This is a genomic window from Streptomyces sp. NC-S4 (genome assembly GCF_054353315.1).
Map to the genome: position 1 here is coordinate 6024372 of NZ_CM135937.1, position 22630 is coordinate 6047001.

The window sequence follows — 22630 nt, forward strand, 5'->3', positions numbered from 1 at the left end:
CCGTGCCGGGACGACGCCAGGGGAGACGTATGTCCAGGCGCACCGACAACCGCCATCGTGTGGCCACCATCTGCCGCGAGGCCACCGGCCTGCCGCACCGCGCCTGCCTCGGCTGGGCGGAGTCGGGCCTGATCACCCGCCACCGACCGGTCCCGGAACCCGAGGACGAGGCGCAGCGCATCCTCGAATCGCTCCTGGTGGCCGAGCTCGCCGACGGGCTCCGGGAACACGAGTGCCGTGACGGCGCCCTGTTCGGCTTCACCGCCGCCCGGCCGGCTCCCGCCGGTCTGGCACTCGTCCTGCAGCCGGCGATGGCCGACCGGGTCCTTTCCGCGGTGCTGCCGCGCATCGACGAGCACTACGGCGGACTGCGCGGGGTGCCGGGGCTGCGCATCGCCCCGGTGGGCCGTAGCTGGGCGCTGAACCAGCTGCCGAGCCGGGCAACGGTGACGCTGGTGCACCCCGATCCGGACTGGCGCCCGCTGCTGCCGGAGCACGGTGACGGACTGACGCAACTGTGGCGGCGCAACCGTCATCGCCTCCATCCCGTGGAAGCGGCGGAGCTCGGCGGGCGCGCCGACGCGGGAGGCGACCCCGGATCGGTCATGGCACAGGACTGGCTGAACAGCAGACTGCTGAGGCGTCCGGGGCTGCTGAGCGCAGCCGGGGCCGCACACGGATCGGCCAACGTGTACACCCACGGCGGGGACGTGGTCGTCGAGTGGTGCTGCGGAGTGGAACGGGACGAACTGGAGCGGCGTCTGCGTCGCAGCGGCCTGGCGGAGCGGCCGGACCGGATCGCCGAGCGGCTGCGGGACCAGCCGTGGTTTCCGGGTGAGATCGCGATGGGCGGAGCCTTCGTCACCCTGCGGCGCGGGCCCTGTTACGCGTCGGCCGCCCCGGCGGGGAGGGCGCTGTGATGCTGACCGCGGCAATCGTGACGGCGGCCGTGCTCGGGGTCGCGAAGGTGGTGCGGGACTGGCTGATCCTGCGGCAGGTGCGGGCCGCCATGGACGCCGGCAGCCCCGAGGACCGGGTGCGGATCGGGATGCGGCTCGCCGAGGCCCTCGGCGGCGGGCAGTCCGGGCCGGCTCCGGAGCCGCCCGCCGGGGAGGTCGTCACACCTCCACGATGACCTGGTCCAGGGACTTGCGCAGGAGGTCCGGGACCTCGCAGTCGTCCGCCGGGTAGCCCACCGGGACGACGGCGAAGGCCTTCTCGTTCTCCGGGCGGTCCAGGACGTGGCTGAGGAAGCGCATGGGACTGGGGGTGTGGACCAGCGCCGCCAGGCCGGACAGGTGGAGCGCGGACAGGAGCATGCCGACCGCGATGCCGACCGATTCGTCGACGTAGTAGTGCTTGCGCTTCGTGCCGTCCGGGCCGAGCCAGTAGCGCTGCTGGAAGACCACGATCAGTGCCGGGGCGTCCGTGAGGTGGGTCTTCACGGCGTCCGTGCCGATGGGACGCAGGGCGGCGAGCCATTCGTCGCCCAGCCGGCCGTCGTAGGACAGCTGCTCCTCCTGCTCGGCGGCCGCGCGGATCTGCTGCCGGACAGCCGGGTCCTTGACCAGGACGAAGGTCCACGGCTGCTGGTGCGCCCCGGAGGGGGCGGTCGCGGCGCAGGCGATGGCGTCCCGGACCACCTGCTCGGGTACCGGATCGGGGGAGAAGTGGCGTACGGTCCGCCGCTCGTCCATCCGGGCCCGCAACTCGGCGGCGCGCGCGATCGATTCCGGCTGCGGCATCCGCTCGGGCCGGTAGGCGGTGGGACGGTACGGCTGGCCGTGGGTGGGGGTCCACTGCTGGGTATCGGGCGACATGGGGCGAGTCTGCCGAGGCATTGGTCCAGACCGCTAGTGCCGCTTCGGCCGATGGCGGCCGGTGTGCGCGGTTCGGCGTCCGCAATGCGGTCCTTGGTACGGTCGCGGGACGGGCGCGGCCGCGCCCGCACGCGGTGCACCGAACGGCTGGAGCAGTGATGGACACGCGGACCGCGCACACCTCGCAGCTGACCGCCGACGGGCTGAGGGAGGTCCGGGACCTGCTCGACGCGGCCTTCGAAGGGGACTTCTCCGACGAGGACTTCGAGCACGCGCTCGGCGGGATGCACGTCCTGGTCCGTCTGGACGGCCGGCTCGTCGCGCACGGCAGCGTCGTGCAGCGGCGGGTCCTGCACCGCGGACGCGCCCTGCGCACCGGATACGTGGAGGCCGTGGCCGTACGGGCAGGCCTCAGGCGCCGCGGCCTCGGCGGGCAGGTCATGGCACGGCTGGAGCGGTTCGTGGCCGGGGCCTACGTGCTGGGCGCGCTGTCGGCGTCGCAGGAGGGGGCCGGGCTCTACCTCGCCCGCGGCTGGTCGGTGTGGCCGGGCCGGGTGGGGGCCCTCTCGCCGGACGGGCCGGTGCGGCTGCCCGAGGAGGAGGGCTCCACCTATGTATGGGCACCGCCCGGCGGGATCCGGCTGGACCCGGCCGGGCGGCTCGACTTCGACTGGCGGGACGGGGACGTTCTCTAGGCCGGGCCCGGGTGGGCTACGCGCCCGTGATGCTGGCCGAACCCGTCTCGATGTGGCCCGTGTAGCGGCGCGACCAGGTGCCGTCGGAGTCGGCGAGGATCGTGAAGTCGTACCAGCCCTTGCTGTAGGCCACCGCGTTGAAGAAGTCCTCGCGCGAGGAGTTCGCCGGGACCGTGTAGGTCCACGGGCCGTCCGTGCGGTAGGCGTTCGAGCGGATCGTGAAGGTGACGGGTGAGCCGGAGGAGTTCTTCATCCTGAAGTAGACCGCCGGCTTGCCGGTGCCCGGCTCGACCGCGAACCGGGCCGCCACCTCGATGTCCTTGCCCGGCTTCGACGCGTCGCCGATGAAGCGGCGCAGGAAGCGGTTCGGCCCGTGCATCGAGATGTCGTACTTGCCCGAGCCGTGGCCGAGGCCGATGTGGAAGTAGTCGCTGCTCGTGCCGCCCGGGTCGACGGTGTACTGCCAGGCCGTCGTGTCCCGGTGCTGGTGCGGGTGGATCGAGAAGTGCGCCGCCCGCTTCGCCTCGGTGCCCTGGTTGGCCATCGAGAACCAGGCCGTGATCTGGCCGGCCGGTCCGAACTCGAAGCGGTCCAGGTTGCCGTTCGCCTGGTACGGCAGGGCCCGCGCCGGTCGGGTACCGGGCTCCTGCGCCGGGAGGGCGTTGTCCTGGGGCGCCGGGTTGGGGAGCGGGGCGCAGGTCGCCTGGCCGATCACCTTGGCGGTGGAGGGGAGGCCCGCGGGGACCCCGTAGACCGGGTGCGCGAAGTCGAAGACACCGGTCAGGTCGCCGACCACCTTGCGGCGCCAGGCGCTGATGTTCGGACAGGTGGCGGGGGTGCCGAGGGCGGCCGTCCACTTCTCCATGAACCGCAGCACCGAGGTGTGGTCGAAGACCTCCGAGCTCACCCAGCCGCCGCGGGTCCAGGGGGACATCACGATCATCGGGACGCGGAAGCCGAGGCCGATCGGCAGGCCGTCGAGGTATTCGCCGGGAGTGCCGGGCGGGGCGACCGGCGGGGGGACGTGGTCGAAGAAGCCGTCGTTCTCGTCGTAGTTGAGGAAGAGGACCGTGGAGTCGAACACCTCGGGGTTCGCGGCCAGGGCGCGGTAGACCAGGTCCACGAAGTGGGCGCCGTCGCCGGGCGGGGCGTAGGGGTGCTCCGAGAAGGCCTCGCTGGCCACGACCCAGGACACCTGGGGGAGGGTGCCCGCCACGACGTCGGCGCGTATCGCGGCGGCGATGTCGTCCGGGGTGGAGCCGGTGACCCGGGGGACCGAGCCCATGCCCCGGTCCCACAGCGGGTTCCCGGGGGCCGCGTCGGTGAAGTTCTTGAAGTAGGCGAGACCGTTGTCGCCGTAGTTGTCCTGGGCGTTCTGGTAGACCTTCCAGCTCATGCCGGCCCGCTGGAGGGCCTCCGCGTACGTCTCCCAGGTCAGCCCGGACTCGTCGCCTCCGTCCTTGCTGGTGGCGTCGATCCTGCCGCTCCACAGGAAGGTGCGGTTGGGGCCGGTCGCGCTGAGGGCGGAGCAGAAGTACGCGTCGCAGATCGTGTAGTTGTCGGCGAGGCCGTAGTGGAAGGGAATGTCCCCCCGGTCGAGGTGGCCGAGGGTGCGGACGTTGCCGACGCCCGTGACCCAGTTGTCCATCCGGCCCTTGTTCCAGGCGGCGTGCTGCGAGGTCCAGCTGTGCGGGAGGTCGCCGGTGCACTGGGCCAGGGTCTCGCTGTCCGCGCCGCCCGCCGGCGGGGTGGCGGACAGCTTCCACGGGTACTGGCGGCCGCCCCAGTTGGGCTGGTTGAACATGCCCCAGCCGCCCGGGATGTTGCCGGCGGCGCGGTCGCCGAATCCGCGGACACCCTTCAGCCTGCCGAAGTAGTGGTCGAAGCTGCGGTTCTCCTGCATCAGGATCACCACGTGCTTCACATCGGTGATGGTGCCGGTCGCGGCGGCCGCCGCCGCCGTCGTCGGTGTGACCGCGGGCAGGGTGGCGCCCGCCACGAGCCCGGCGCCGATACCCACGAAACCTCTGCGGCTGATCGGTGTCACTGGCCTCTCGCCTCCAACTCAAGTGCCCCGCTGGCACATCGACGGCAAGAGTGGCGGCGCCGGGATCAAAGGTCTACATCCGTGCGGTAAGAAATCGGTGAACATAGGGGTGGCTGGAATCAGCCACCGGTCCGGACCAGCATCTTGCCCAGGTTCTCCCCGCGGAGCATGCCCAGGAAGGCCTCCACCGTCCGGTCAAATCCCTGGACAACGGTGGTGTCGGTACCGATCCGGCCACTGCGCAGATGCGGGACGAGGAAGTCCTCCAACTCGTCCTGCAGATTGGTGTGATTGCGAACCAATACACCTTCCAGGCGCAGGGACTTGTGTACGACCTCGAAGAGGTTGCGGGGCGCGGCCGGCGAGCGGTCCCCGTTGTACATCGAGATCGCACCCACCCAGGCGATCCGCCCGTGCGCGCGCAGCGCGCCGATCGCCCCCTCCAGGTGGTCCCCGCCGACGTTGTCCACGTAGACGTCGATACCGTCCGGGGCGGCCTGCGCGAGCTGCTCGCCGACCGGCCCGTCGTGGTAGTCGAACGCCGCGTCGAAGCCGAGCGCGCCGGTGAGGTGGCGGACCTTGGCCGCCGAGCCCGCGCTGCCGATGATCCGCCGGGCGCCCAGCAGCCGGGCGATGTGGCCGGTGGCCGTGCCGACCCCGCCCGCGGCGGCGGAGACGAAGAGGTCCTCGCCGCTGCGCAGGGCCGCCGTCCGGGTGAGGGCCGCGTACGCGGTCAGGCCGGTACCGCCCAGGATGGAGAGGTACGCCTCCAGCGGGACGCCGTCGTGGCCGTGCAGCTTGCGCGTTCCGTCCGCGCCGAGGGTGACCAGGGCGTGGGTCCGCCAGCCCGCGCGGTGGAAGACCAGGTCGCCCTCGCGCAGCCCCGGGTCGCGGGAGGCCAGCACCCGGCCCACCGAGCGGCCCTCCAGCGGGGTGTTCAGCTCGAAGCCGCCCTCACCGCCGTCCATCATGCCGCGGTGGTACGGGTCCACCGAGAGCAGGAGGTTCTCGACGAGCGCGGTGCCGGACGCCGGCTCCGGGACCGGGAAGGCGGCGTAGGCGAAGTCCCCGGCGGTGGGGAAGCCGGTGGGGCGGGCGATCTGGTGGACGGCGTGAGCGGTCTTCGTGGTCATGGGCCCAACGCTAGGAAGGAATGGCCGGCCCGGACAGGGGGTTGCGTTCATGGAACCGGCACGTCCATGAACGACGCTCATAGAACGAGGTGGAAGCGCCCATGGCGGGAAGCACTGCCGACCTGCTGCCCCAGGAACTGCGGATCCTGGTCGCCGTCGCCGAGAGCGGCGGCTTCAGCGCCGCCGCGGCCGCCCTCGGCCTGACCCAGTCGGCCGTCTCCCACTCCGTGCGCGGCAGCGAGGCCAAGGTCGGCGCGGTGCTCTTCGAACGCGGCCGCGGCGGGGCCACCCCGACCCCCGCGGGGGAGCGGGCCGTCGCCCTCGCCCGCCGGATCCTGCGGATGTACGAGGTCCTCGGCGCGGAGGTGCGGGGCGCGGGCCGCGGCGCGGTGGAGGGGGTGCTGCGGATCGCCGCGTTCCGCAGCGCGGCCCTGCACCTGCTGCCACCCGCGCTGGAGCGGCTCACGGCCCGGCACCCGGGCATCCGGCCCGAGGTCCGCGTGGTGCGCGAGATCGGTGCGGGAGCGGCCGGGGAAGTGGCGGCGGGCCGCGCCGACCTGGGCATCGCCACGCTGGGCGGCTCGCAGGAGGTCGCCCCCGGGCTGCTGACCGGGGTGCTGGCCCAGGAGGCGTACCGGCTGGTCCACCCGGCCGGGCACCCGGACCCGAAGGGCCTGCCGCTGATGGACTGGGACGAGAACTGCGGTTCCTACACCCGCTCCTGGTGGCGGGCCCAGGACTGGATCCCGCGGGCGACGGTCAAGGCGGAGGACGACGCGATGGTGCTGACCATGGTCGGCCGCGGACTCGGCATGGCGATCATGCCCGAGCTGTCCCTGAGGGAGGCGACCGAGGCGGTGGACGTCACCGATCTGGGCCCCGCGGGGCCGGTGAGGCAGGTGGGATACGTCACTACGTCGGAATCGGCCTCAACTCTCGCCGTAAAGGCCCTGATCAGGGAACTTCGCTCCGAGAAGGGCTGAAACGGACCCTCCGGAAGGGGCTTTCCGGGGCGCTGCGCGTCTCAGATAGTAGGAAGCCCGAGTAATTGCCGAGACATACAACGGGACCTGGCCTAGCTTTGTAGAAGCCGAACGTCTCGCCGATCAGGCGAATGGCGGTCGAGAGCGCGCGCCCCTGGCAGGCAACCCCTGCGGCGCACTGCTCCCCGCCTCTTCCGGCGCCTTGAAGGAACCCCTCATCCGTGGCCCCGCCACGCCGTGATCTCAAGGAGTCGATCACCATGACCGCTTCCACCGCCGCCCGCCGCGTCCGCCACACCTCCGCCTCGGCCGACGACCGCAAGAACGCCGCCGCCGCTCTCCAGCGCGCCCTCGACCGCCGTGACAACGGCGGGTCGACCGGTCACTGACCTGCGCCGCCCGAGACGTTCTGCGTCCGCATTCGTCCACATGGTGGACGCAGAATGTCTGAGGGCTGGGACACGGAGTACGGTTCCGTCATGTCGACCAGCATCAATCTCGCAGTGATCCCCGGTGATGGCATCGGCCAGGAAGTCGTGGCTCAGGGACTCAAGGTCCTTACCGCGGTCCTGCCCCAGGATGTGAAGCTGGAGACCAAGCAATACGATCTCGGCGCCCAGCGCTGGCACCGCACCGGTGAGACCCTGCCGGACGCGGAGCTCGAAGCCCTCAAGCACCACGACGCGATCCTGCTGGGTGCCATCGGCGACCCCTCGGTTCCGTCCGGCGTGCTGGAGCGGGGCCTGCTGCTGAAGCTCCGCTTCGCCTTCGACCACTTCATCAACCTGCGCCCGTCGAAGCTGTTCCCGAACACGGCCACCCCGCTGGCCGGGCGTCCGGAGATCGACTTCGTCGTGGTCCGCGAGGGCACCGAGGGCCCGTACACCGGCAACGGCGGCAGCCTGCGCACCGGCACCCCCGCCGAGGTGGCCACCGAGGTCAGCATCAACACCGCGTACGGCGTCGAGCGCGTCGTCCGCGACGCGTACGAGCGGGCGAACGCCCGCCCCCGCAAGAAGCTGACGCTGGTCCACAAGAACAACGTCCTCGTGTACGCGGGTCACATGTGGAAGAACATCTTCGACAAGGTCGGCCAGGAGTACCCCGAGGTCACCACCGACTACCTGCACGTCGACGCCGCGACGATCTTCTTCGTCACCCAGCCCGAGCGCTTCGACGTCATCGTCACGGACAACCTCTTCGGTGACATCCTCACCGACCTGGCCGCCGCCGTGACCGGCGGAATCGGCCTCGCCGCCTCCGGGAACATCAACCCGACCGGCGCCTTCCCGTCCATGTTCGAGCCCGTCCACGGCTCGGCCCCGGACATCGCGGGCACCGGCAAGGCCGACCCGACCGCGACGATCCTCTCCGTCGCCCTCCTGCTGCGTCACCTGGGCTACGAGGCCCAGGCCGTCCGCATCGAGGACGCGGTCTCCGCCGACCTGGCGGAGCGCGACGGAACCTTCCGCTCCACCGACGCGATCGGCGACGCCCTCGCCGCTCGGGTAGCCGGCTGACCCGGCAGCTCCACCTCAGGAAGCCGCCGGGTCACAATGGGACCCGGCGGCTTTTCCTGCGCGGCCCCGGGTGCCACCATCTCCCCTGGGCCGCTCTCCCCGCTTCTCCGAAGCCTGCCCGCGCGCGATAATCGAACGCGAGGCCGCGGAATGCGGGGAAGCTCGGACGTCCTAGTACGCCGTGAGCGCGGTCCGCCATACACAACCGGTGAAGGACAAGCACTCATGACGACGCCCACGATCGAGCTCAAGCCCTCCTCGAACCCGCTGTCCGATGCGGAGCGCGAGGCGATCCTGGCCAGCCCCGGCTTCGGCCGCCACTTCACCGACCACATGGTGACGATCAAGTGGACGGAGGGCCGCGGCTGGCACGACGCCGAGCTGGTCCCGTACGCGCCGCTCTCGATCGACCCGGCGAACATGACGCTGCACTACGCGCAGACGATCTTCGAGGGCCTCAAGGCCTACCGCCAGCCCGACGGCACCGTGGCCACCTTCCGCCCCGAGGCCAACGCCGCGCGCTTCCAGGCCTCGGCCCGCCGCATGGCCATGCCGGAGCTGCCGACCGAGCTCTTCATCGAGGCCTGCGACGCGCTGATCAAGCAGGACCGCGCCTGGGTGCCGGACTCCGGCGAGGCCTCCCTCTACCTGCGCCCCTTCATGTTCGCCTCCGAGGTCGGCCTCGGCGTCCGCCCGGCGAACGAGTTCCTCTTCATCGTCATCGCCTCGCCCGCCGGCGCGTACTTCCCCGGCGGCGTCAAGCCCGTCTCCGTCTGGCTCTCCGAGGACTACGTCCGCGCGGTCAAGGGCGGCACCGGCGCCGCGAAGACCGGCGGCAACTACGCGGCCTCGCTGGTCGCGCAGGCCCAGGCGGCCTCGCACGGCTGCGACCAGGTGGTCTGGCTGGACGCCGTCGAGCACCGCTGGATCGAGGAGATGGGCGGGATGAACCTGTACTTCGTGTACGGCGACCGCATCGTCACCCCGGAGCTCACCGGCTCGCTCCTTCCCGGCATCACCCGCGACTCCCTCCTCACCATCGCCCGCGACCTCGGCTACACCGCCGAGGAGGGCCGTCTGACCACCGAGGACTGGCAGCGCGACAACGCGAACGGCACCCTCACCGAGGTGTTCGCGTGCGGCACCGCCGCCGTCATCACCCCGGTCGGCTCGGTCAAGTCCGAGCGCGCCAACTGGACCCAGGGCGACGGTGAGCCGGGCCAGGTCACCATGCGTCTGCGCAAGGCGCTGCTGGAACTCCAGACCGGCCACAGCGCCGACAACCACGGCTGGATGCACCCGCTCGGCTAGTCTGCGCCGCGGGTCGCCCCGCAGGTGCTCCGGAAACCGGGAAGCGCCTCCGGCGAGCGGGAACGGGGACCGTCGAGGTCCTTCTTCCCGCCCCGCCGGAGGCGCTTTTCACGTGAAGGGGCGTACCGGGGACCGCCCCGACCCGCCGCGGGCGTCGCCCCGTTCAGATCCCGACCGCGTTGGAGGCGGGCAGCCAGATCTGCAGCTGGTAGACGAAGTCGCTCCAGAGCCCGGTGACGAGGAGCACTCCGACCGCGATGAGGAACCCGCCGCCGATCCTGAGCACCAGCGAGTAGTGCCGCTTGACCCAGCCGAACGCCTTCATGGAACGGCGGAAGGCGACGGCCGCGAGGATGAAGGGAACGCCCAGCCCCAGGCAGAAGAAGGACACGAGCAGTGCGCCCCGGCCCGCGCTCTCCTGCCCCATGGACAGGCTCATCACCGTTCCGAGGGTCGGGCCCATGCAGGGCGACCACCCGAGTCCGAACGTGAAGCCGAGAACCGGTGCGCCGAGCAGTCCGGCTCCGGGCTTGCGGTGGATCCGGAAGTCGCGCTGCGTGAAACCGGGGAGGAATCCCATGAAGGCGAGACCGAACAGGATCGTCAGGCTTCCCAGAATTATGTTGAGCGTGTCCTTGTGTGCGGACAGGGTATTGCCGAAATAGCCGAAGAAGGCGCCCTGGGTGACGAATGGGGCCGAGAATCCGAGTACGAAGAGGAAGGCGCCCAGGAACATGCGGCCACGCTTTTCCTCCCGCGCCCCGGGGTCCAGCGTGGAGGCGGAAAGCCCCGTGACGTAGCCGAGGTATCCCGGGACGAGTGGCAGTACGCAGGGGGAGAAGAACGAGATGAGGCCGGCCAGGAGGGCCACCGGTACGGCGGCGACCAGGGTGCCGCTCGTCACCACCGACGTAGTCGATGCCAGGACCACCAGGGCCTCCTTGTTCGCGGCCCGGTCGAGGCACGTGCGCAGACGGTAGGTGTCCCCAGTGTGGCACGCGGCATCCGGGCGGCCTCGGTCAGGGTGCGCGGCCGGGCGCCGGGGGATCGGCACCGATAACTTCCCTATGTGTGCATTGGAGTTGTTCACGGCAATTGCCGGATTAAATTCCTGTGACACACGGTGCGGGCCTCGGATACGGTCGCGCTTCGGGGTGGGTGATCCGACAGGGGGTCGACCGGGGGCTTGACCGGCCCTCGATCAAAAGAGCCCGCCCCGAAACAAAGGGGAAAGAATTGAAGATCAGCAGGCGTGTCGTACGGCCCGTTTCTGTTGCCCTGATGGTTCCGGCTCTGGCGCTCGGAGCGGCGACGAACGCATTCGCCGACGGCAATGTGTCCTGGCGCAACGTGGCCACCGGGAAATACCTGATGGTCGGGCAGGGCACCTTCGGGATGGTACTGACCGGCGACGACAGCGCTCCCAGGTGGCGCGAGGTCAAGCAGGGCGACGGATCCTGGCAGCTCAAGGCCCACAAGGGCTCCGGCAATGTATGCCTCGACAGCAACGCCGCCGGCGACGTCTACCTCCGGAGCTGCCAGGACGGCAACGACCACCAGAAGTGGTGGGAGACGAAGACCTCCAGCGGCTGGAAGATCAAGAACAAGGCCACCGGCCGGGTTCTGGACAGCAACCAGCGGGGGCAGGTCTACACGCTGCCGGACAACGGCGGCAACTACCAGCGCTGGTCCTGACCGGCGCACCACGTACGCAGGCCCGCGCCCCGGCATCCCCGGGGCGCGGGCCTGCGCCCGTACGGGGGACCTCAGGCGGCCGCCGGCTCCTCGGCGGCGGTGACCGCCGGCGCCGGGGCGGGGGAGCGGCGTGCGGTGAGAGCGGCGTACACGAGTCCGCCCGTCAGACCGGACAGGACGAAGGAGCAGTCCACCCCGCCGGTGAGGGAGAGCAACGGGCCCTCGTAGAAGGGGGTGGTCACGGCGAGCAGGCCGATGCCGGCGCCGATCGCCCAGGAAGCGGTGGCGGCGACGTTCCAGCCGGAGCGGTACCAGTAGATCCCGCCCACCGAGCGGCGGTTGAAGACCTGGAGCGCGTCGGCGTCGTAGTGCCCGCGGCAGCGCACGTACCCGATGAGGGTGATCACGGCCCACGGGGTGCCGATCGCGGTCAGGACCAGCACGAACGAGGTCATCGCGGACTGTACGTCCCACTCGAAGGAGCCGATGAAGACGAAGGCCGTGGAGACCGCCGCCGCGACCAGGGTGGCCGTGGTCCGGGTGGCCCTGGGCACGATGGCGTCGAGGTCGAGGCCCATCGAGTAGAGCATGAGCCCGGCGTTGCCGACCGAGCCGGCCGCGGCGGCGGCGAGCAGCGGGATCAGGTACCAGAAGGGCGAGGCCGCCACCAGCGGACCGGCGTACTCGGTTCCGGCCCGGGCGGCGAGCGCGGTGTAGGTGCCGAACAGCTGCGGGACCAGAAGGCCGAAGAGCAGTCCGAACCCGGTGGCCCACAGCACCTTGCGGGAGCTGTGCCGCTGCGGGGAGATGTACCGGGTGTAGTCGCCGAGCAGGGTGATGAAGGCGACCGGGCCGCTGAGTCCGGCGGCGACGGCGGCGAGGATCCAGGTCGGCCAGAAGGAGCCGAGCAGGTACGCGGTGTCCGGCGGGGCCGCGGTGGTGAAGTCCCCGGAGTAGGCGAGGACGCCGATGGCCAGCAGTACCACCATGGCGACGGCCAGGATCTTGCTCATGCGCAGCAGCAGCTTGTAGCCGAAGACGGCCGCGACGACGGTGCACGCGGCGAGTACGCCGTACATCAGGCCGCGCGTGGCACCGGTGTCCGGCAGCCCGGTGAGCCGGGAGAGGACGCCCACCATCACGTCGCCGCCGATCCACAGGGTGAGTGCGGTGTAGCCGAGCGAGAGCAGCAGACCCACCACCGAGCCCACGAGCCGGCCGCGGACGCCGAACTGCGCGCCGCTGGAGGTCGAGAGGTTGGTCGCGGTGCGCAGGGAGACGAGCGCCAGCGGCGCGGTGAAGGCGATGCCGACGAGCGTGCCGGTCACGACGGCGGTGACCGAGGGCCACAGGCCCAGTCCGAAGGACGGGGGCAGCCAGCCGAAGACGATCACACCGAGGCAGAGGTTGGAGCCGAGAAGGATCGAGATCAGGTCGCGGGGACCGCTCGTCCGCTCGTCCTCGGGGATGGTGTCGACTCCGCGCTGTTCGATGGGCATGGGGGACTCCCTTGGCAGGGCGGGGGGTGGTTGCGCTTTGTTTGAGCGACACTCAATGTGACTCAAGGCTTGCCTTCAGGTCAATGATTCCCTCCCAAGAAATGAAGAGTTAGAGTGATGCTCTAAGCCATCGACTCAAGAGGTGGTGGATCGGCCCCGAGGAGGTCCGGCTCGACTCCCGGGTGGGCGCGGTCGATGCGGACGCGCGCAGCGGGCCGGTCGCCCTCAACCGCCCGTACTTCCCGTACGTCAGCACAGCCCGTAAGGACCTGCCTGCCATGACCGCCCATCAGCCCGCCAAGCCCGTCGACGCCGGATTCCGGATGCCCGCCGAGTGGACGCCCCACGAGCGCACCTGGATGGCCTGGCCCAGCCCCAACCCGACCTTCACCAACGCGCAGGAGCTCGCCGACGCCCGCGAGGCCTGGGGTGCCGTCGCCCGCGCGGTCCGCGCGTACGAGCCGGTGACCCTCGTGGTCTCGCCCGGCGACGCGGACAGCGCCCGGGCGATCGTCGGCGACGACGTCCGGCTGGTCGAGCAGGAGCTCGACGACGCCTGGATGCGCGACATCGGCCCGACCTTCGTCACCAACGACGCCGGCGAGCTCGCCGCCGTCGACTGGACCTTCAACGGCTGGGGCGCCCAGGAGTGGGCCCGCTGGGACCACGACTCGAAGATCGCCCGGCACGTCTCGGACGTGGCCGGCACCCGTACGTACAGCACCGAGCTCGTCAACGAGGGCGGCGCCATCCACGTCGACGGCGAGGGCACCGTACTGCTCACCGACACCGTCCAGCTGGGCGAGGGCCGCAACCCCGGCTGGACCCGCCAGCAGGTGGAGGCCGAGATCCACGCCCACCTCGGCACCACCAAGGCGATCTGGCTGCCGTACGGCCTGGCCGGCGACTACGGCACCTACGGGACCCAGGGCCACGTCGACATCGTCGCCGCCTTCGCGCGCCCCGGCGTCGTCATGGTCCACACCCAGCCCGACCCGGCCCACCCGGACCACGAGCGCTGCAAGACCATCGCCGCCATCCTGCGCGCGTCCACCGACGCCCGCGGGCGGCAGCTGGAGGTCGTGGAGATTCCGGCGCCGACGGTGCTGGAGGAGGACGGGGAGTGGGTGGACTACTCGTACATCAACCACTACCTGTGCAACGGCGGTGTCGTGCTGTGCGCGTTCGACGACCCGCGCGACGAGGAGGCCGCGGAGATCTTCCGCGGACTGTTCCCCGAGCGGACCGTGACCCTCGTCGACGCACGTACGATTTTCGCCGGGGGTGGCGGTATCCACTGCATCACCCAGCAGCAGCCGAAGGTCTGATCCGCAGACGGCCGGCAGCCGACCGACGAGGAGTGGTCCATGGTGGCGGGTGGAGTACCGGTACGCGCGGCGCGCAAGAACGCGCCCCCGCGCGAGGACGTACTCGTCGCCGCCATGGCCACGATCGCCGAGCGCGGCCTGGAAGGCCTGACCATGGCCGGGCTGGGCCGCGAGGTCGGCATGAGCAGCGGTCATCTCCTCTACTACTTCCGCAGCAAGGACGAGCTCCTGCTGCAGACCCTGGAGTGGAGCGAGGCGGAGCTGGGCGGCGAGCGGCGGGCCCTGCTCGCCCGCCGCGGTCCGGTGGGCGAGCGCCTGCAGGCGTACGTGGACCTGTATGTGCCCACGCGCGCCCGCGACCCGCACTGGACGCTGTGGCTGGAGGTCTGGAACCGTTCCCAGAACGCCGGCCCCCAGGAGCGCGAACGGCAGGCCGCCATCGAGGGCGCCTGGCACCGCGACCTGGTCGCGCTGCTCGCCGAGGGCGTCTCGCGCGGGGAGTTCCGCCCGGTGGACGCCGACCGCGTGGCGACCCGGATCCGGGCCCTGCTCGACGGATTCAGCATCCAGCTGGCGGTGGGTCTGCCGACCGCTTCCCGCGAGGAGATCCTGGACCACGTTCGCGAGTACCTCACCGAGGCGCTCGCGCCGCACGGCGGGGCCGGGGAGCCGTCACGGACGGGCGGTGACCGCATCGTGAGATAGCTGTCCATCCGCGGCGGGCGTTGTGGCACACTGCCAGCGTGCCTGCTCAGCTCATGATTATCGCCAGCAGCGCGCCGGTCCCCAGTGGCCGCTGAACCGTGGAAGAACTTCGCGGAAGCGGCCACCGTGCCTCGGACCCGCGCGCAGACCTCTCGCTACCCGCGAGAGGTTTTTTCGTTTCCCGGACCATCCCTGCCGGGACCGGACCGCGCGCGATGATGGGGGCAGTGGATGCCGGGCATATCCGGAACCACTCATCCGACAGGAGTCAGATCAGCATGACGACGACACCAGAGGCGGCAGCAACCGTGCTGTCAGAAGGCCTGGACGACGGCTTCCACGTCTTCGACACCACCCTGCGCGACGGCGCCCAGCGCGAGGGCATCAACCTCACCGTCGCCGACAAGCTGACGATCGCCCGGCATCTGGACGACTTCGGAGTGGGCTTCATCGAGGGCGGCTGGCCCGGCGCCAACCCCCGTGACACCGAGTTCTTCTCCCGCGCCCGCGCGGAGATCAGCTTCAAGAACGCCCAGCTGGTCGCCTTCGGCGCGACCCGGCGCGCGGGCGGTTCCGCCGACCAGGACCCGCAGGTGCGGGCCCTGCTGGAATCCGGCGCCCCGGTCATCACGCTCGTCGCCAAGTCCCACGACCGCCACGTCGAGCTCGCCCTGCGCACCACCCTCGACGAGAACCTGGAGATGGTCCGCGACACCGTCTCCCACCTGGTCGCCCAGGGCCGCCGCGTCTTCGTCGACTGCGAGCACTTCTTCGACGGCTACCGGGCCAACCCGGAGTACGCGAAGTCCGTCGTGCGCACCGCCCACGAGGCGGGCGCCGACGTGGTCATCCTCTGCGACACCAACGGCGGCATGCTGCCCGCGCAGGTGACCGCCACCGTCGCCACCGTCCTCGCCGACACCGGCGCCCGCCTGGGCATCCACGCCCAGGACGACACCGGCTGCGCCGTCGCCAACACCCTGGCGGCGGTGGACGCCGGCGCCACCCACGTGCAGTGCACGGCCAACGGGTACGGCGAACGCGTCGGCAACGCCAACCTCTTCCCCGTCGTCGCCGCCCTGGAGATCAAGTACGGGCGCAAGGTGCTCCCCGACGGGGCGCTCGCCGAGATGACCCGCATCTCGCACGCCATCGCCGAGGTCGTCAACCTCACCCCCTCCACGCACCAGCCCTACGTCGGCGTCTCCGCGTTCGCGCACAAGGCGGGCCTGCACGCCTCCGCCATCAAGGTCGACCCGGACCTCTACCAGCACATCGACCCCGAGCGGGTCGGCAACACCATGCGGATGTTGGTCTCCGACATGGCCGGCCGTGCCTCCATCGAGCTCAAGGGCAAGGAGCTCGGCGTCGACCTCGGCGGGGACCGCGCGCTCATCTCCCGGGTCGTGGAGCGGGTCAAGGCGCGCGAACTCCAGGGCTACACCTACGAGGCGGCCGACGCCTCCTTCGAACTGCTGCTGCGCGCCGAGGCCGAGGGCCGCGCCCGCAAGTACTTCCGCATCGAGTCGTGGCGGGCGATCGTCGAGGACCGCCCGGACGGCACCCACGCCAACGAGGCCACGGTCAAGCTGTGGGCCAAGGGCGAGCGGATCGTCGCCACGGCCGAGGGCAACGGCCCGGTCAACGCGCTGGACCGGGCGCTGCGGGTGGCGCTGGAGCGGTTCTACCCGCAGCTCGCCAAGTTCGAGCTCGTCGACTACAAGGTCCGCATCCTGGAGGGCACGCACGGCACGGAGTCCACGACCCGCGTGCTGGTCGCCACGACGGACGGCGAACGCGAGTGGTCCACGGTCGGCGTGGCCCCGAACGTGATCGCGGCGTCCTGGCAGGCCCTGGAGGACGCGTTCACCTACGGCCTGCTGCACGCGGGCGTCGAACCCGCCGAGTAGCCCGCCGGGCTCCGCCCGGTGAGGCCCTTATGTCCAGCTCACACGGGAAAGTACCGGTTCCGGTAGCGTCATGGATATGAGGACCAGGCTGATATCCACGCGTGTCGGACCGCTGCTCTGCGGCCTGCTGCTGGCGCTGGCGACGACCGGCCTCGTCGCCGCGCCGCAGGCCGCGGCGGCCGACGGGGTCGCCGCCGTGGGGGAGGCCCTCGAGAAGGGCCCGGTCTACGTGGCTCCCGGGGCCGAGGCGCAGTTGTCCACGGCCCAGGCGGACGCGCTGGCGAAGAAGATCAAGGACGCCGGGAAGCCGGTGTTCGTGGCCGTGCTCCCGGCCACCTCCGCGTTCCCCGCCGACAAGGTGCTCGGCGCGGTCCGCGCCGAGACCGGGATCACCGGGCTGTACGCGATCCGGCTCGGTGACGGCTTCGACGCCGGCGCGGACAGAGCGGTCATGCCGCGCAACGCCGTGCGCAACCTCACCGAGGCCGTGAAGACCGGCGCACCAGTGAACGCGAACACGCAGCTCAACAACTTCGTGGACCAGGCCCTGCCCCAGGTCGGGGGCAGCGCCCCGGCCTCCTGGGGCACGACCGGAGCCGACCGCGGCGCCCCGGTCGGCGCGCTGATCGCCCTCGGCGCGGTGGCCGTGGTGGGCGGCGGCGGTGCGTACGCGCTGGTCCGCCGCAACCGGAAGAAGAAGGAAGAGACCCGGCGCGAAGCCGTCGCCCGGCTGAGCGTGGTCGTCGACGAGGACATCACGGCCTTCGGCGAGGAGCTCGAACGGCTCGACTTCCACCCCGGTGAGCCCGGCGCCGACGACGCCATGCGGGGGGACTACGAGCAGGGCCTCGACTCGTACGAGAAGGCCAAGCAGATCATGGCCTCGGTCCAGCGGCCCGACGAGGTCAAGGGCGTCACACAGGCACTGGAGGACGGCCGCTTCGCGCTGGCCACCCTCGACGCGCGCCGTCAGGGCAGGCCGCTTCCCGAGCGCCGCTCGCCCTGCTTCTTCGACCCGCGCCACGGGCCGAGCACCGAGGACGCCACCTGGGCTCCGGCCGGCGGGGCGGCCCGTACCGTGCCGGTCTGCACGGCGGACGCCGTACGGCTGCGCGACGGCCTGGACCCGGAGGTCCGCACGGTGGACACCGAGCGCGGGCCGCGGCCGTACTACGACGCCGGCCCGGCGTACGGTCCCTGGGCCGGCGGCTACTTCGGCGGCGGCATCCTGCCCGGCCTGCTGGCCGGCACGCTGCTCGGTTCGATGATGTCCAGCCCCGCCTATGCCTCGGACTTCGGCGGCGGCACGGGCAGCGGCTTCGAGGGCGGGGACTTCTCCGGGGCCGACTTCGACCCGTCCGACTTCGGCGGCGGGGACTTCGGCGGCGGAGGGTTCGACGGGGGCGGCGGCTTCGACGGCGGGGGCGGCTTCTAGGGGGTGTGGGGCCGCCCCCGGTTCCGAGCGTCCGGGGAGCCCGTGCGTCAGGCCTGCTTGATGGCCGAGATGTCGAAGGTCAGCTTCACCTTGTCGCTGACCATCACACCGCCGGCCTCCAGGGCGGCGTTCCACGTCAGGCCCCAGTCGGAGCGCAGGATCTCGGTGGAGCCCTCGAAGCCGACGCGCTCGTTGCCGTAGGGGTCGGTGGCCGAGCCGTTGAACTCCAGGTCGATGGAGAGCGGGCGCGTGACGTCCTTGATGGTCAGCTCACCGGTGATGCGGTACGCGTCCCCGCCGAGCTGACGTGCCTCGGTGGAGCGGAAGGTCATCAGCGGGAAGGCCTCGGCGTCGAAGAAGTCGCCGCTGCGCAGGTGGGCGTCGCGGTCGGCGATGCCGGTGTCGACGGAGGCGATCTTCACGTCGATGGAGGCGGTGGAGCGCGCCGGGTCCGCGCCGTCCAGGTGCAGGCTCCCCTCGTGCTCGGCGAAGGCTCCGCGGACGTTGGTCACCATGGCGTGGCGGACGGTGAAGCCGATGCTGCTGTGGGCGGGGTCGATGACGTAGTCCCCGGTGAGCGCGGCGAGTGCCGGGTCCACTGCCAGGGTGGCGACGGCGCCGTCCTGGACGTTCACGTTCTGGCTGCGGCGGGTGAAGAGACCCATGACTTGCTCCTTGGTGGTTTCCTGCTCGGTCCGAATAGTCTGTTGAATCTTCAACGACTTCAACGGGAACGACGCTAGACCCATTCTGTTTAAATTTCAACATCTAGGCGGGGTGTCAGGTCATTTTGTGAAGGTCCCACAACGGGCGAGCGCCTCGTCTGGCGGAGTCCGTACATCCAGTGGGCGTACTGTGCGGGCCGGACAGCGGAAGACTTCCGAGACTGTGAGGAATGAACGGAGGTTTTTCATCACGATCTTCGTAAGGTCGGTACATGACCGTTGTGGACCAGACCCCGAGCGAGCCGACGGACGCCCGCGGGCGCGTGGCCGAGCTGCACTCCCTGCGCGAGCAGGCGCGGCGTGGACCGAGTGACCGTGCGACCGAGGCCCAGCACGCGAAGGGCAAGCTGACGGCGCGCGAGCGCATCGCGCTGCTCCTCGACGAGGGTTCCTTCAGGGAGGTCGAGCAGCTGCGCCGCCACCGGGCGACCGGCTTCGGCCTCGAGAACAAGAAGCCCTACACCGACGGTGTCATCACCGGCTGGGGCACGGTCGAGGGCCGGACGGTCTTCGTCTACGCGCACGACTTCCGTATCTTCGGCGGCGCTCTGGGCGAGGCCCACGCCACGAAGATCCACAAGATCATGGACATGGCCATCGCGGCCGGTGCCCCGCTGGTCTCCCTCAACGACGGCGCCGGCGCCCGTATCCAGGAGGGCGTCTCCGCGCTCGCCGGCTACGGCGGCATCTTCCAGCGCAACACCAGGGCCTCGGGCGTCATCCCGCAGATCTCGGTGATGCTCGGCCCGTGCGCGGGCGGCGCCGCGTACTCCCCGGCGCTGACGGACTTCGTCTTCATGGTCCGCGAGACCTCGCAGATGTTCATCACCGGCCCGGACGTGGTCCGCGCGGTGACCGGCGAGGAGATCACCCAGAACGGCCTCGGCGGCGCCGACGTGCATGCCGAGACCTCGGGCGTGGCGCACTTCGCGTACGACGACGAGGAGACCTGCATCTCCGAGGTCCGCTACCTCATCTCGATGCTCCCCTCCAACAACCGCGAGAACCCGCCCGTCCACGAGACGTCCGACCCGGCCGGCCGGCGCAGCGAGGTCCTCCTGGACCTGGTGCCCGCCGACGGCAACCGCCCGTACGACATGCACAAGGTCATCGAGGAACTCGTCGACGACGGCGACGTCCTGGAGATCCACGAGCGCTGGGCCCGCAACATCATCTGCGCGCTGGCGCGGATGGACGGCCAGGTCGTCGGCATCGTCGCCAACCAGCCCGCCCACCTCGCAGGCGTCCTGGACATCGAGGCCTCCGAGAAGTCCGCGCGGTTCGTCCAGATGTGCGACGCCTTCAACATCCCGATCATCACGCTGCTGGACGTCCCCGGCTTCCTGCCGGGCGTCGACCAGGAGCACGGCGGCATCATCCGCCACGGCGCCAAGCTGCTGTACGCGTACTGCAACGCCACCGTCCCGCGGATCTCGCTGATCCTGCGCAAGGCCTACGGCGGCGCGTACATCGTCATGGACTCCCAGTCCATCGGTGCCGACATCACCTACGCCTGGCCGACCAACGAGATCGCCGTGATGGGCGCCGAGGGCGCGGCCAACGTCATCTTCCGCAGGCAGATCGCGGACGCCGAGGACCCCGAGGCCATGCGCGTACGCATGGTCAAGGAGTACAAGGCCGAGCTGATGCACCCGTACTACGCGGCCGAGCGCGGCCTCGTCGACGACGTCATCGACCCCGCCGAGACCCGCGAGGTGCTCGTCAGCGCCCTCGCGATGCTCCGCAACAAGCACGCCGATCTGCCGTCCCGCAAGCACGGCAACCCGCCGCAGTAACCGCGAAGGAGACCTGCCACCACATGACCACCGCCACTGACACCCTGCTGCGCGTCGAAAAGGGCAACGCCCGTCCCGAGGAGCTCGCCGCGATAACCGCGATCCTGCTCGCCCGCGCGGCCGCCACGCCCGAGGAGACCCCGGCGCGCGTGCCCGGCCAGGCCGGCTGGCGCCGCCTGGAGCGCACGCCCGGCTTCCGCGCCCCGCACAGCTGGCAGGGCTGAGTCCCACAGCCCAGAAGGCCCCGCACCCGTCCAGGGTGCGGGGCCTTCCGCGTACCACCGCCGAGGACGCCGGCCGCAGGGGGCCACGCGGGCGCACGGGAGGCCGGGAAGCCGTCACCGGCACGCCCCATGACGAAGGCCCCCGTGTCGTGTGACACAGGGGCCTGTCGGGTGCGGCGGGGCCGCTACCGCAGCCGCGCCATCAGCGCGTGCTCGACGAGCGTGATGAGTGCGCTCTTGGCGTCCGCGCGGTGGCGGGCGTCGGTGGTGATGATCGGGGCGTCCGGGCCGATCTGCAGGGCCTCGCGGACTTCCTCCGGCGTGTAGGGCTGGTGTCCGTCGAAGCCGTTGAGGGCGATGACGAACGGCAGGCCGCTGTTCTCGAAGTAGTCGACGGCGGGGAAGCAGTCGGCGAGACGGCGCGTGTCCACGAGGACGACGGCACCGATGGCGCCGCGGACGAGGTCGTCCCACATGAACCAGAAGCGGTCCTGGCCCGGCGTTCCGAAGAGGTACAGGATCAGGTCCTGGTCGAGCGTGATGCGGCCGAAGTCCATGGCGACCGTGGTGGTCGTCTTGTCACCGGTGTGGGTGAGGTCGTCGATCCCGGCCGAGGCGCTGGTCATCACGGCTTCGGTGCGCAGCGGGTTGATCTCGGAGACCGCGCCGACGAACGTGGTCTTGCCCACGCCGAAGCCGCCCGCCACCACGATCTTCGCGGAGGTGGTGGAGCGGGGAGCCGCTCCGCCGTTAGAGCTTGCGAAGTCCACTGAGCACCCTTTCGAGCAGTGTCACGTCTGGCTGGCCACCGGCAGACTCGTCGCCGCCGGGCTGGTGAATGGCGACAAGGCCCGCCTCCGCCAGGTCGGCGACGAGGATGCGGGCGACACCAAGAGGAATGGAGAGAAGTGCCGAGATCTCCGCTACGGATTTGATCTCCTGGCACAGGCGGCAGATGCGCTGGTGCTCGGGCAACTGCCCTTGCAGACGAGCGGGATCCGCCGTGGTACTGACCAGCGCCTCGATGGCGAGCTGGTAGCGCGGCCGAGTACGGCCGCCGGTCATCGCGTACGGACGCACCAGCGGATTGTGAGCCTTCGGAGCAGGCTGGCGCGCGGCGCGCGGCGGCTGCTGCGGAGGCATCTGGGGCTGTCCGTACTGCTGCTGCTGGTAGGGATTCTGCTCCGGCACGGGCCGGCTCGGCGCGGAGGGGAAGTTGAAGCGGTTCTGGTCGTGCCCACCCTGCGGCTGCTGCGCGCCGCCATAAGGATGTCCTCCGGGTGTTGTCACGTCTCCTCCTCCGACTCCAAGAACGCAGTACTCCCTGTGGAACCGCGCCACCGCACCCTACGGTGCGATGGCGCGAAACGCACTGCCTGTTTGCTAGTTGAGAAGGCTTCCCTGCAGTTCGGCACGCAGGTCCGGGGTCAGGACACTGCCCGCGCGATCCACCAGAAGAGCCATCTCGTAGCCCACGAGGCCGATGTCGCACTCCGGGTGCGCGAGCACCGCGAGGGACGATCCGTCCGAGACGGACATGAGGAAGAGGAATCCCCGGTCCATCTCGACCACGGTCTGGTTGACGGCGCCACCCTCGAAGATGCGAGAGGCACCGGCGGTCAGCGAGGTCAGTCCGGAGGCCACGGCCGCCAGCTGATCGGCGCGGTCGCGCGGAAACCCGTCGGACATCGCCAGAAGAAGGCCGTCGGCGGAGACCACCACCGTGTGCGACACCCCGGGGGTGTTGTCCACGAAATTGGTGATCAACCAGTTCAGGTTCTGTGCCGCCTGGCTCATCGGGCTC

Annotated in this window: 23 protein-coding genes; 14 read left to right on the forward strand and 9 right to left on the reverse strand. The window is 70.8% G+C overall.

The annotated features are described in order from the left end of the window. Positions 1-29 precede the first annotated feature (29 nt). Positions 30-920, forward strand: a complete 891-nt coding sequence (locus ACXNSR_RS27285) for a hypothetical protein (protein WP_458638049.1) — start codon at positions 30-32, stop codon at positions 918-920. After that, complete coding sequence (locus tag ACXNSR_RS27290; RefSeq protein ID WP_458638050.1) at positions 920-1135, forward strand: hypothetical protein; 216 nt, start codon at positions 920-922, stop codon at positions 1133-1135. Before ACXNSR_RS27285 ends, ACXNSR_RS27290 begins: the two co-directional genes overlap by 1 nt. On the opposite strand, the gene ACXNSR_RS27295 is transcribed toward ACXNSR_RS27290, so the two are convergent. Next, entirely contained in the window at positions 1119-1820 is a 702-nt protein-coding gene (locus tag ACXNSR_RS27295; RefSeq protein WP_458638051.1) for a nitroreductase family protein, read from the reverse strand. The genes ACXNSR_RS27290 and ACXNSR_RS27295 overlap by 17 nt on opposite strands. A gap of 158 nt (positions 1821-1978) precedes the next feature. Here ACXNSR_RS27295 and ACXNSR_RS27300 point away from each other — a divergent pair, with 158 nt between their 5' ends. Next, positions 1979-2515 (forward strand): GNAT family N-acetyltransferase, encoded by a 537-nt coding sequence (locus tag ACXNSR_RS27300; protein ID WP_458638052.1) that lies wholly within the window; start codon positions 1979-1981, stop codon positions 2513-2515. A 16-nt stretch (positions 2516-2531) separates the two neighbouring features. Here ACXNSR_RS27300 and ACXNSR_RS27305 read toward each other — a convergent pair whose 3' ends face one another. Next, positions 2532-4562, reverse strand: a complete 2031-nt coding sequence (locus ACXNSR_RS27305; RefSeq protein WP_458638053.1) for a phosphocholine-specific phospholipase C — start codon at positions 4560-4562, stop codon at positions 2532-2534. A gap of 119 nt (positions 4563-4681) precedes the next feature. Further along, positions 4682-5695, reverse strand: coding sequence for an NADP-dependent oxidoreductase (locus ACXNSR_RS27310; protein WP_458638054.1), 1014 nt, complete (start codon positions 5693-5695; stop codon positions 4682-4684). Between the two features lie 101 nt (positions 5696-5796). Between ACXNSR_RS27310 and ACXNSR_RS27315 the strand changes: the two genes are divergently transcribed. From ACXNSR_RS27315 to ACXNSR_RS27330, 4 genes are all read left to right on the forward strand, one after another. After that, the gene (locus ACXNSR_RS27315) at positions 5797-6678 is read left to right on the forward strand and encodes a LysR family transcriptional regulator (RefSeq protein WP_458638055.1); all 882 of its coding nucleotides are present in this window, start codon (positions 5797-5799) and stop codon (positions 6676-6678) included. A 260-nt stretch (positions 6679-6938) separates the two neighbouring features. Continuing rightward, entirely contained in the window at positions 6939-7067 is a 129-nt protein-coding gene (locus tag ACXNSR_RS27320) for a hypothetical protein (protein ID WP_458638056.1), read from the forward strand. A 90-nt stretch (positions 7068-7157) separates the two neighbouring features. Then, entirely contained in the window at positions 7158-8198 is a 1041-nt protein-coding gene (locus ACXNSR_RS27325) for a 3-isopropylmalate dehydrogenase (protein WP_252309876.1), read from the forward strand. Between the two features lie 225 nt (positions 8199-8423). Then, the gene (locus ACXNSR_RS27330; protein WP_458638057.1) at positions 8424-9509 is read left to right on the forward strand and encodes a branched-chain amino acid aminotransferase; all 1086 of its coding nucleotides are present in this window, start codon (positions 8424-8426) and stop codon (positions 9507-9509) included. A gap of 163 nt (positions 9510-9672) precedes the next feature. Here ACXNSR_RS27330 and ACXNSR_RS27335 read toward each other — a convergent pair whose 3' ends face one another. Further along, complete coding sequence (locus ACXNSR_RS27335) at positions 9673-10443, reverse strand: cytochrome c biogenesis CcdA family protein (protein ID WP_458643406.1); 771 nt, start codon at positions 10441-10443, stop codon at positions 9673-9675. Between the two features lie 347 nt (positions 10444-10790). On the opposite strand from ACXNSR_RS27335, the gene ACXNSR_RS27340 reads away from it, so the two are divergent. Beyond that, a complete protein-coding gene (locus ACXNSR_RS27340; RefSeq protein ID WP_458638058.1) occupies positions 10791-11204 on the forward strand; it encodes an RICIN domain-containing protein in 414 nt (137 codons plus the stop codon). A 71-nt stretch (positions 11205-11275) separates the two neighbouring features. On the opposite strand, the gene ACXNSR_RS27345 is transcribed toward ACXNSR_RS27340, so the two are convergent. Continuing rightward, positions 11276-12703: a cytosine permease gene (locus ACXNSR_RS27345; protein WP_458638059.1), complete on the reverse strand. Its 1428-nt coding sequence runs from the start codon at positions 12701-12703 to the stop codon at positions 11276-11278. Between the two features lie 278 nt (positions 12704-12981). On the opposite strand from ACXNSR_RS27345, the gene ACXNSR_RS27350 reads away from it, so the two are divergent. The 4 genes from ACXNSR_RS27350 to ACXNSR_RS27365 all read left to right on the forward strand — a co-directional run bounded on the left by ACXNSR_RS27350 (position 12982) and on the right by ACXNSR_RS27365 (position 18081). After that, the gene (locus ACXNSR_RS27350; protein WP_458638060.1) at positions 12982-14031 is read left to right on the forward strand and encodes an agmatine deiminase family protein; all 1050 of its coding nucleotides are present in this window, start codon (positions 12982-12984) and stop codon (positions 14029-14031) included. A gap of 39 nt (positions 14032-14070) precedes the next feature. After that, positions 14071-14736, forward strand: a complete 666-nt coding sequence (locus ACXNSR_RS27355) for a TetR/AcrR family transcriptional regulator (protein WP_458638061.1) — start codon at positions 14071-14073, stop codon at positions 14734-14736. 278 nt (positions 14737-15014) lie between these two features. Then, entirely contained in the window at positions 15015-16646 is a 1632-nt protein-coding gene (cimA, locus tag ACXNSR_RS27360; RefSeq protein ID WP_458638062.1) for a citramalate synthase, read from the forward strand. A 76-nt stretch (positions 16647-16722) separates the two neighbouring features. Next, positions 16723-18081 (forward strand): hypothetical protein, encoded by a 1359-nt coding sequence (locus tag ACXNSR_RS27365; RefSeq protein WP_458638063.1) that lies wholly within the window; start codon positions 16723-16725, stop codon positions 18079-18081. Positions 18082-18128: 47 nt separating this feature from the next. Here ACXNSR_RS27365 and ACXNSR_RS27370 read toward each other — a convergent pair whose 3' ends face one another. Next, the gene (locus ACXNSR_RS27370; RefSeq protein WP_458638064.1) at positions 18129-18746 is read right to left on the reverse strand and encodes a YceI family protein; all 618 of its coding nucleotides are present in this window, start codon (positions 18744-18746) and stop codon (positions 18129-18131) included. Between the two features lie 272 nt (positions 18747-19018). On the opposite strand from ACXNSR_RS27370, the gene ACXNSR_RS27375 reads away from it, so the two are divergent. Beyond that, positions 19019-20602: an acyl-CoA carboxylase subunit beta gene (locus ACXNSR_RS27375; protein ID WP_458638065.1), complete on the forward strand. Its 1584-nt coding sequence runs from the start codon at positions 19019-19021 to the stop codon at positions 20600-20602. A 23-nt stretch (positions 20603-20625) separates the two neighbouring features. Continuing rightward, positions 20626-20826: an acyl-CoA carboxylase subunit epsilon gene (locus ACXNSR_RS27380; RefSeq protein ID WP_189748744.1), complete on the forward strand. Its 201-nt coding sequence runs from the start codon at positions 20626-20628 to the stop codon at positions 20824-20826. Between the two features lie 185 nt (positions 20827-21011). On the opposite strand, the gene ACXNSR_RS27385 is transcribed toward ACXNSR_RS27380, so the two are convergent. The 3 genes from ACXNSR_RS27385 to ACXNSR_RS27395 all read right to left on the reverse strand — a co-directional run bounded on the left by ACXNSR_RS27385 (position 21012) and on the right by ACXNSR_RS27395 (position 22623). Then, positions 21012-21596 carry a GTP-binding protein gene (locus ACXNSR_RS27385; protein WP_007266770.1) on the reverse strand — a complete coding sequence of 195 codons (585 nt, stop codon included), beginning with the start codon at positions 21594-21596 and terminating at the stop codon, positions 21012-21014. Continuing rightward, positions 21577-22116 carry a DUF742 domain-containing protein gene (locus ACXNSR_RS27390; protein ID WP_189748657.1) on the reverse strand — a complete coding sequence of 180 codons (540 nt, stop codon included), beginning with the start codon at positions 22114-22116 and terminating at the stop codon, positions 21577-21579. Before ACXNSR_RS27390 ends, ACXNSR_RS27385 begins: the two co-directional genes overlap by 20 nt. 93 nt (positions 22117-22209) lie before the next feature. Further along, complete coding sequence (locus tag ACXNSR_RS27395) at positions 22210-22623, reverse strand: roadblock/LC7 domain-containing protein (protein WP_030037347.1); 414 nt, start codon at positions 22621-22623, stop codon at positions 22210-22212. Positions 22624-22630: the final 7 nt, after the last annotated feature.

Bases quoted from the DNA above. Each gene is read 5' to 3' on its own strand.
- ACXNSR_RS27345 (WP_458638059.1), bottom strand. From the start codon at position 12,703: ATGCCCATCGAACAGCGCGGAGTCGACACCATCCCCGAGGACGAGCGG.
- cimA (WP_458638062.1), top strand. From the start codon at position 15,015: ATGACGACGACACCAGAGGCGGCAGCAACCGTGCTGTCAGAAGGCCTG.
- ACXNSR_RS27300 (WP_458638052.1), top strand. From the start codon at position 1,979: ATGGACACGCGGACCGCGCACACCTCGCAGCTGACCGCCGACGGGCTG.
- ACXNSR_RS27325 (WP_252309876.1), top strand. From the start codon at position 7,158: ATGTCGACCAGCATCAATCTCGCAGTGATCCCCGGTGATGGCATCGGC.
- ACXNSR_RS27285 (WP_458638049.1), top strand. From the start codon at position 30: ATGTCCAGGCGCACCGACAACCGCCATCGTGTGGCCACCATCTGCCGC.
- ACXNSR_RS27340 (WP_458638058.1), top strand. From the start codon at position 10,791: ATGGTTCCGGCTCTGGCGCTCGGAGCGGCGACGAACGCATTCGCCGAC.
- ACXNSR_RS27350 (WP_458638060.1), top strand. From the start codon at position 12,982: ATGACCGCCCATCAGCCCGCCAAGCCCGTCGACGCCGGATTCCGGATG.
- ACXNSR_RS27310 (WP_458638054.1), bottom strand. From the start codon at position 5,695: ATGACCACGAAGACCGCTCACGCCGTCCACCAGATCGCCCGCCCCACC.
- ACXNSR_RS27295 (WP_458638051.1), bottom strand. From the start codon at position 1,820: ATGTCGCCCGATACCCAGCAGTGGACCCCCACCCACGGCCAGCCGTAC.
- ACXNSR_RS27395 (WP_030037347.1), bottom strand. From the start codon at position 22,623: ATGAGCCAGGCGGCACAGAACCTGAACTGGTTGATCACCAATTTCGTG.
- ACXNSR_RS27370 (WP_458638064.1), bottom strand. From the start codon at position 18,746: ATGGGTCTCTTCACCCGCCGCAGCCAGAACGTGAACGTCCAGGACGGC.
- ACXNSR_RS27330 (WP_458638057.1), top strand. From the start codon at position 8,424: ATGACGACGCCCACGATCGAGCTCAAGCCCTCCTCGAACCCGCTGTCC.
- ACXNSR_RS27320 (WP_458638056.1), top strand. From the start codon at position 6,939: ATGACCGCTTCCACCGCCGCCCGCCGCGTCCGCCACACCTCCGCCTCG.
- ACXNSR_RS27290 (WP_458638050.1), top strand. From the start codon at position 920: ATGCTGACCGCGGCAATCGTGACGGCGGCCGTGCTCGGGGTCGCGAAG.
- ACXNSR_RS27380 (WP_189748744.1), top strand. From the start codon at position 20,626: ATGACCACCGCCACTGACACCCTGCTGCGCGTCGAAAAGGGCAACGCC.
- ACXNSR_RS27375 (WP_458638065.1), top strand. From the start codon at position 19,019: ATGACCGTTGTGGACCAGACCCCGAGCGAGCCGACGGACGCCCGCGGG.
- ACXNSR_RS27315 (WP_458638055.1), top strand. From the start codon at position 5,797: ATGGCGGGAAGCACTGCCGACCTGCTGCCCCAGGAACTGCGGATCCTG.
- ACXNSR_RS27355 (WP_458638061.1), top strand. From the start codon at position 14,071: ATGGTGGCGGGTGGAGTACCGGTACGCGCGGCGCGCAAGAACGCGCCC.
- ACXNSR_RS27365 (WP_458638063.1), top strand. From the start codon at position 16,723: ATGAGGACCAGGCTGATATCCACGCGTGTCGGACCGCTGCTCTGCGGC.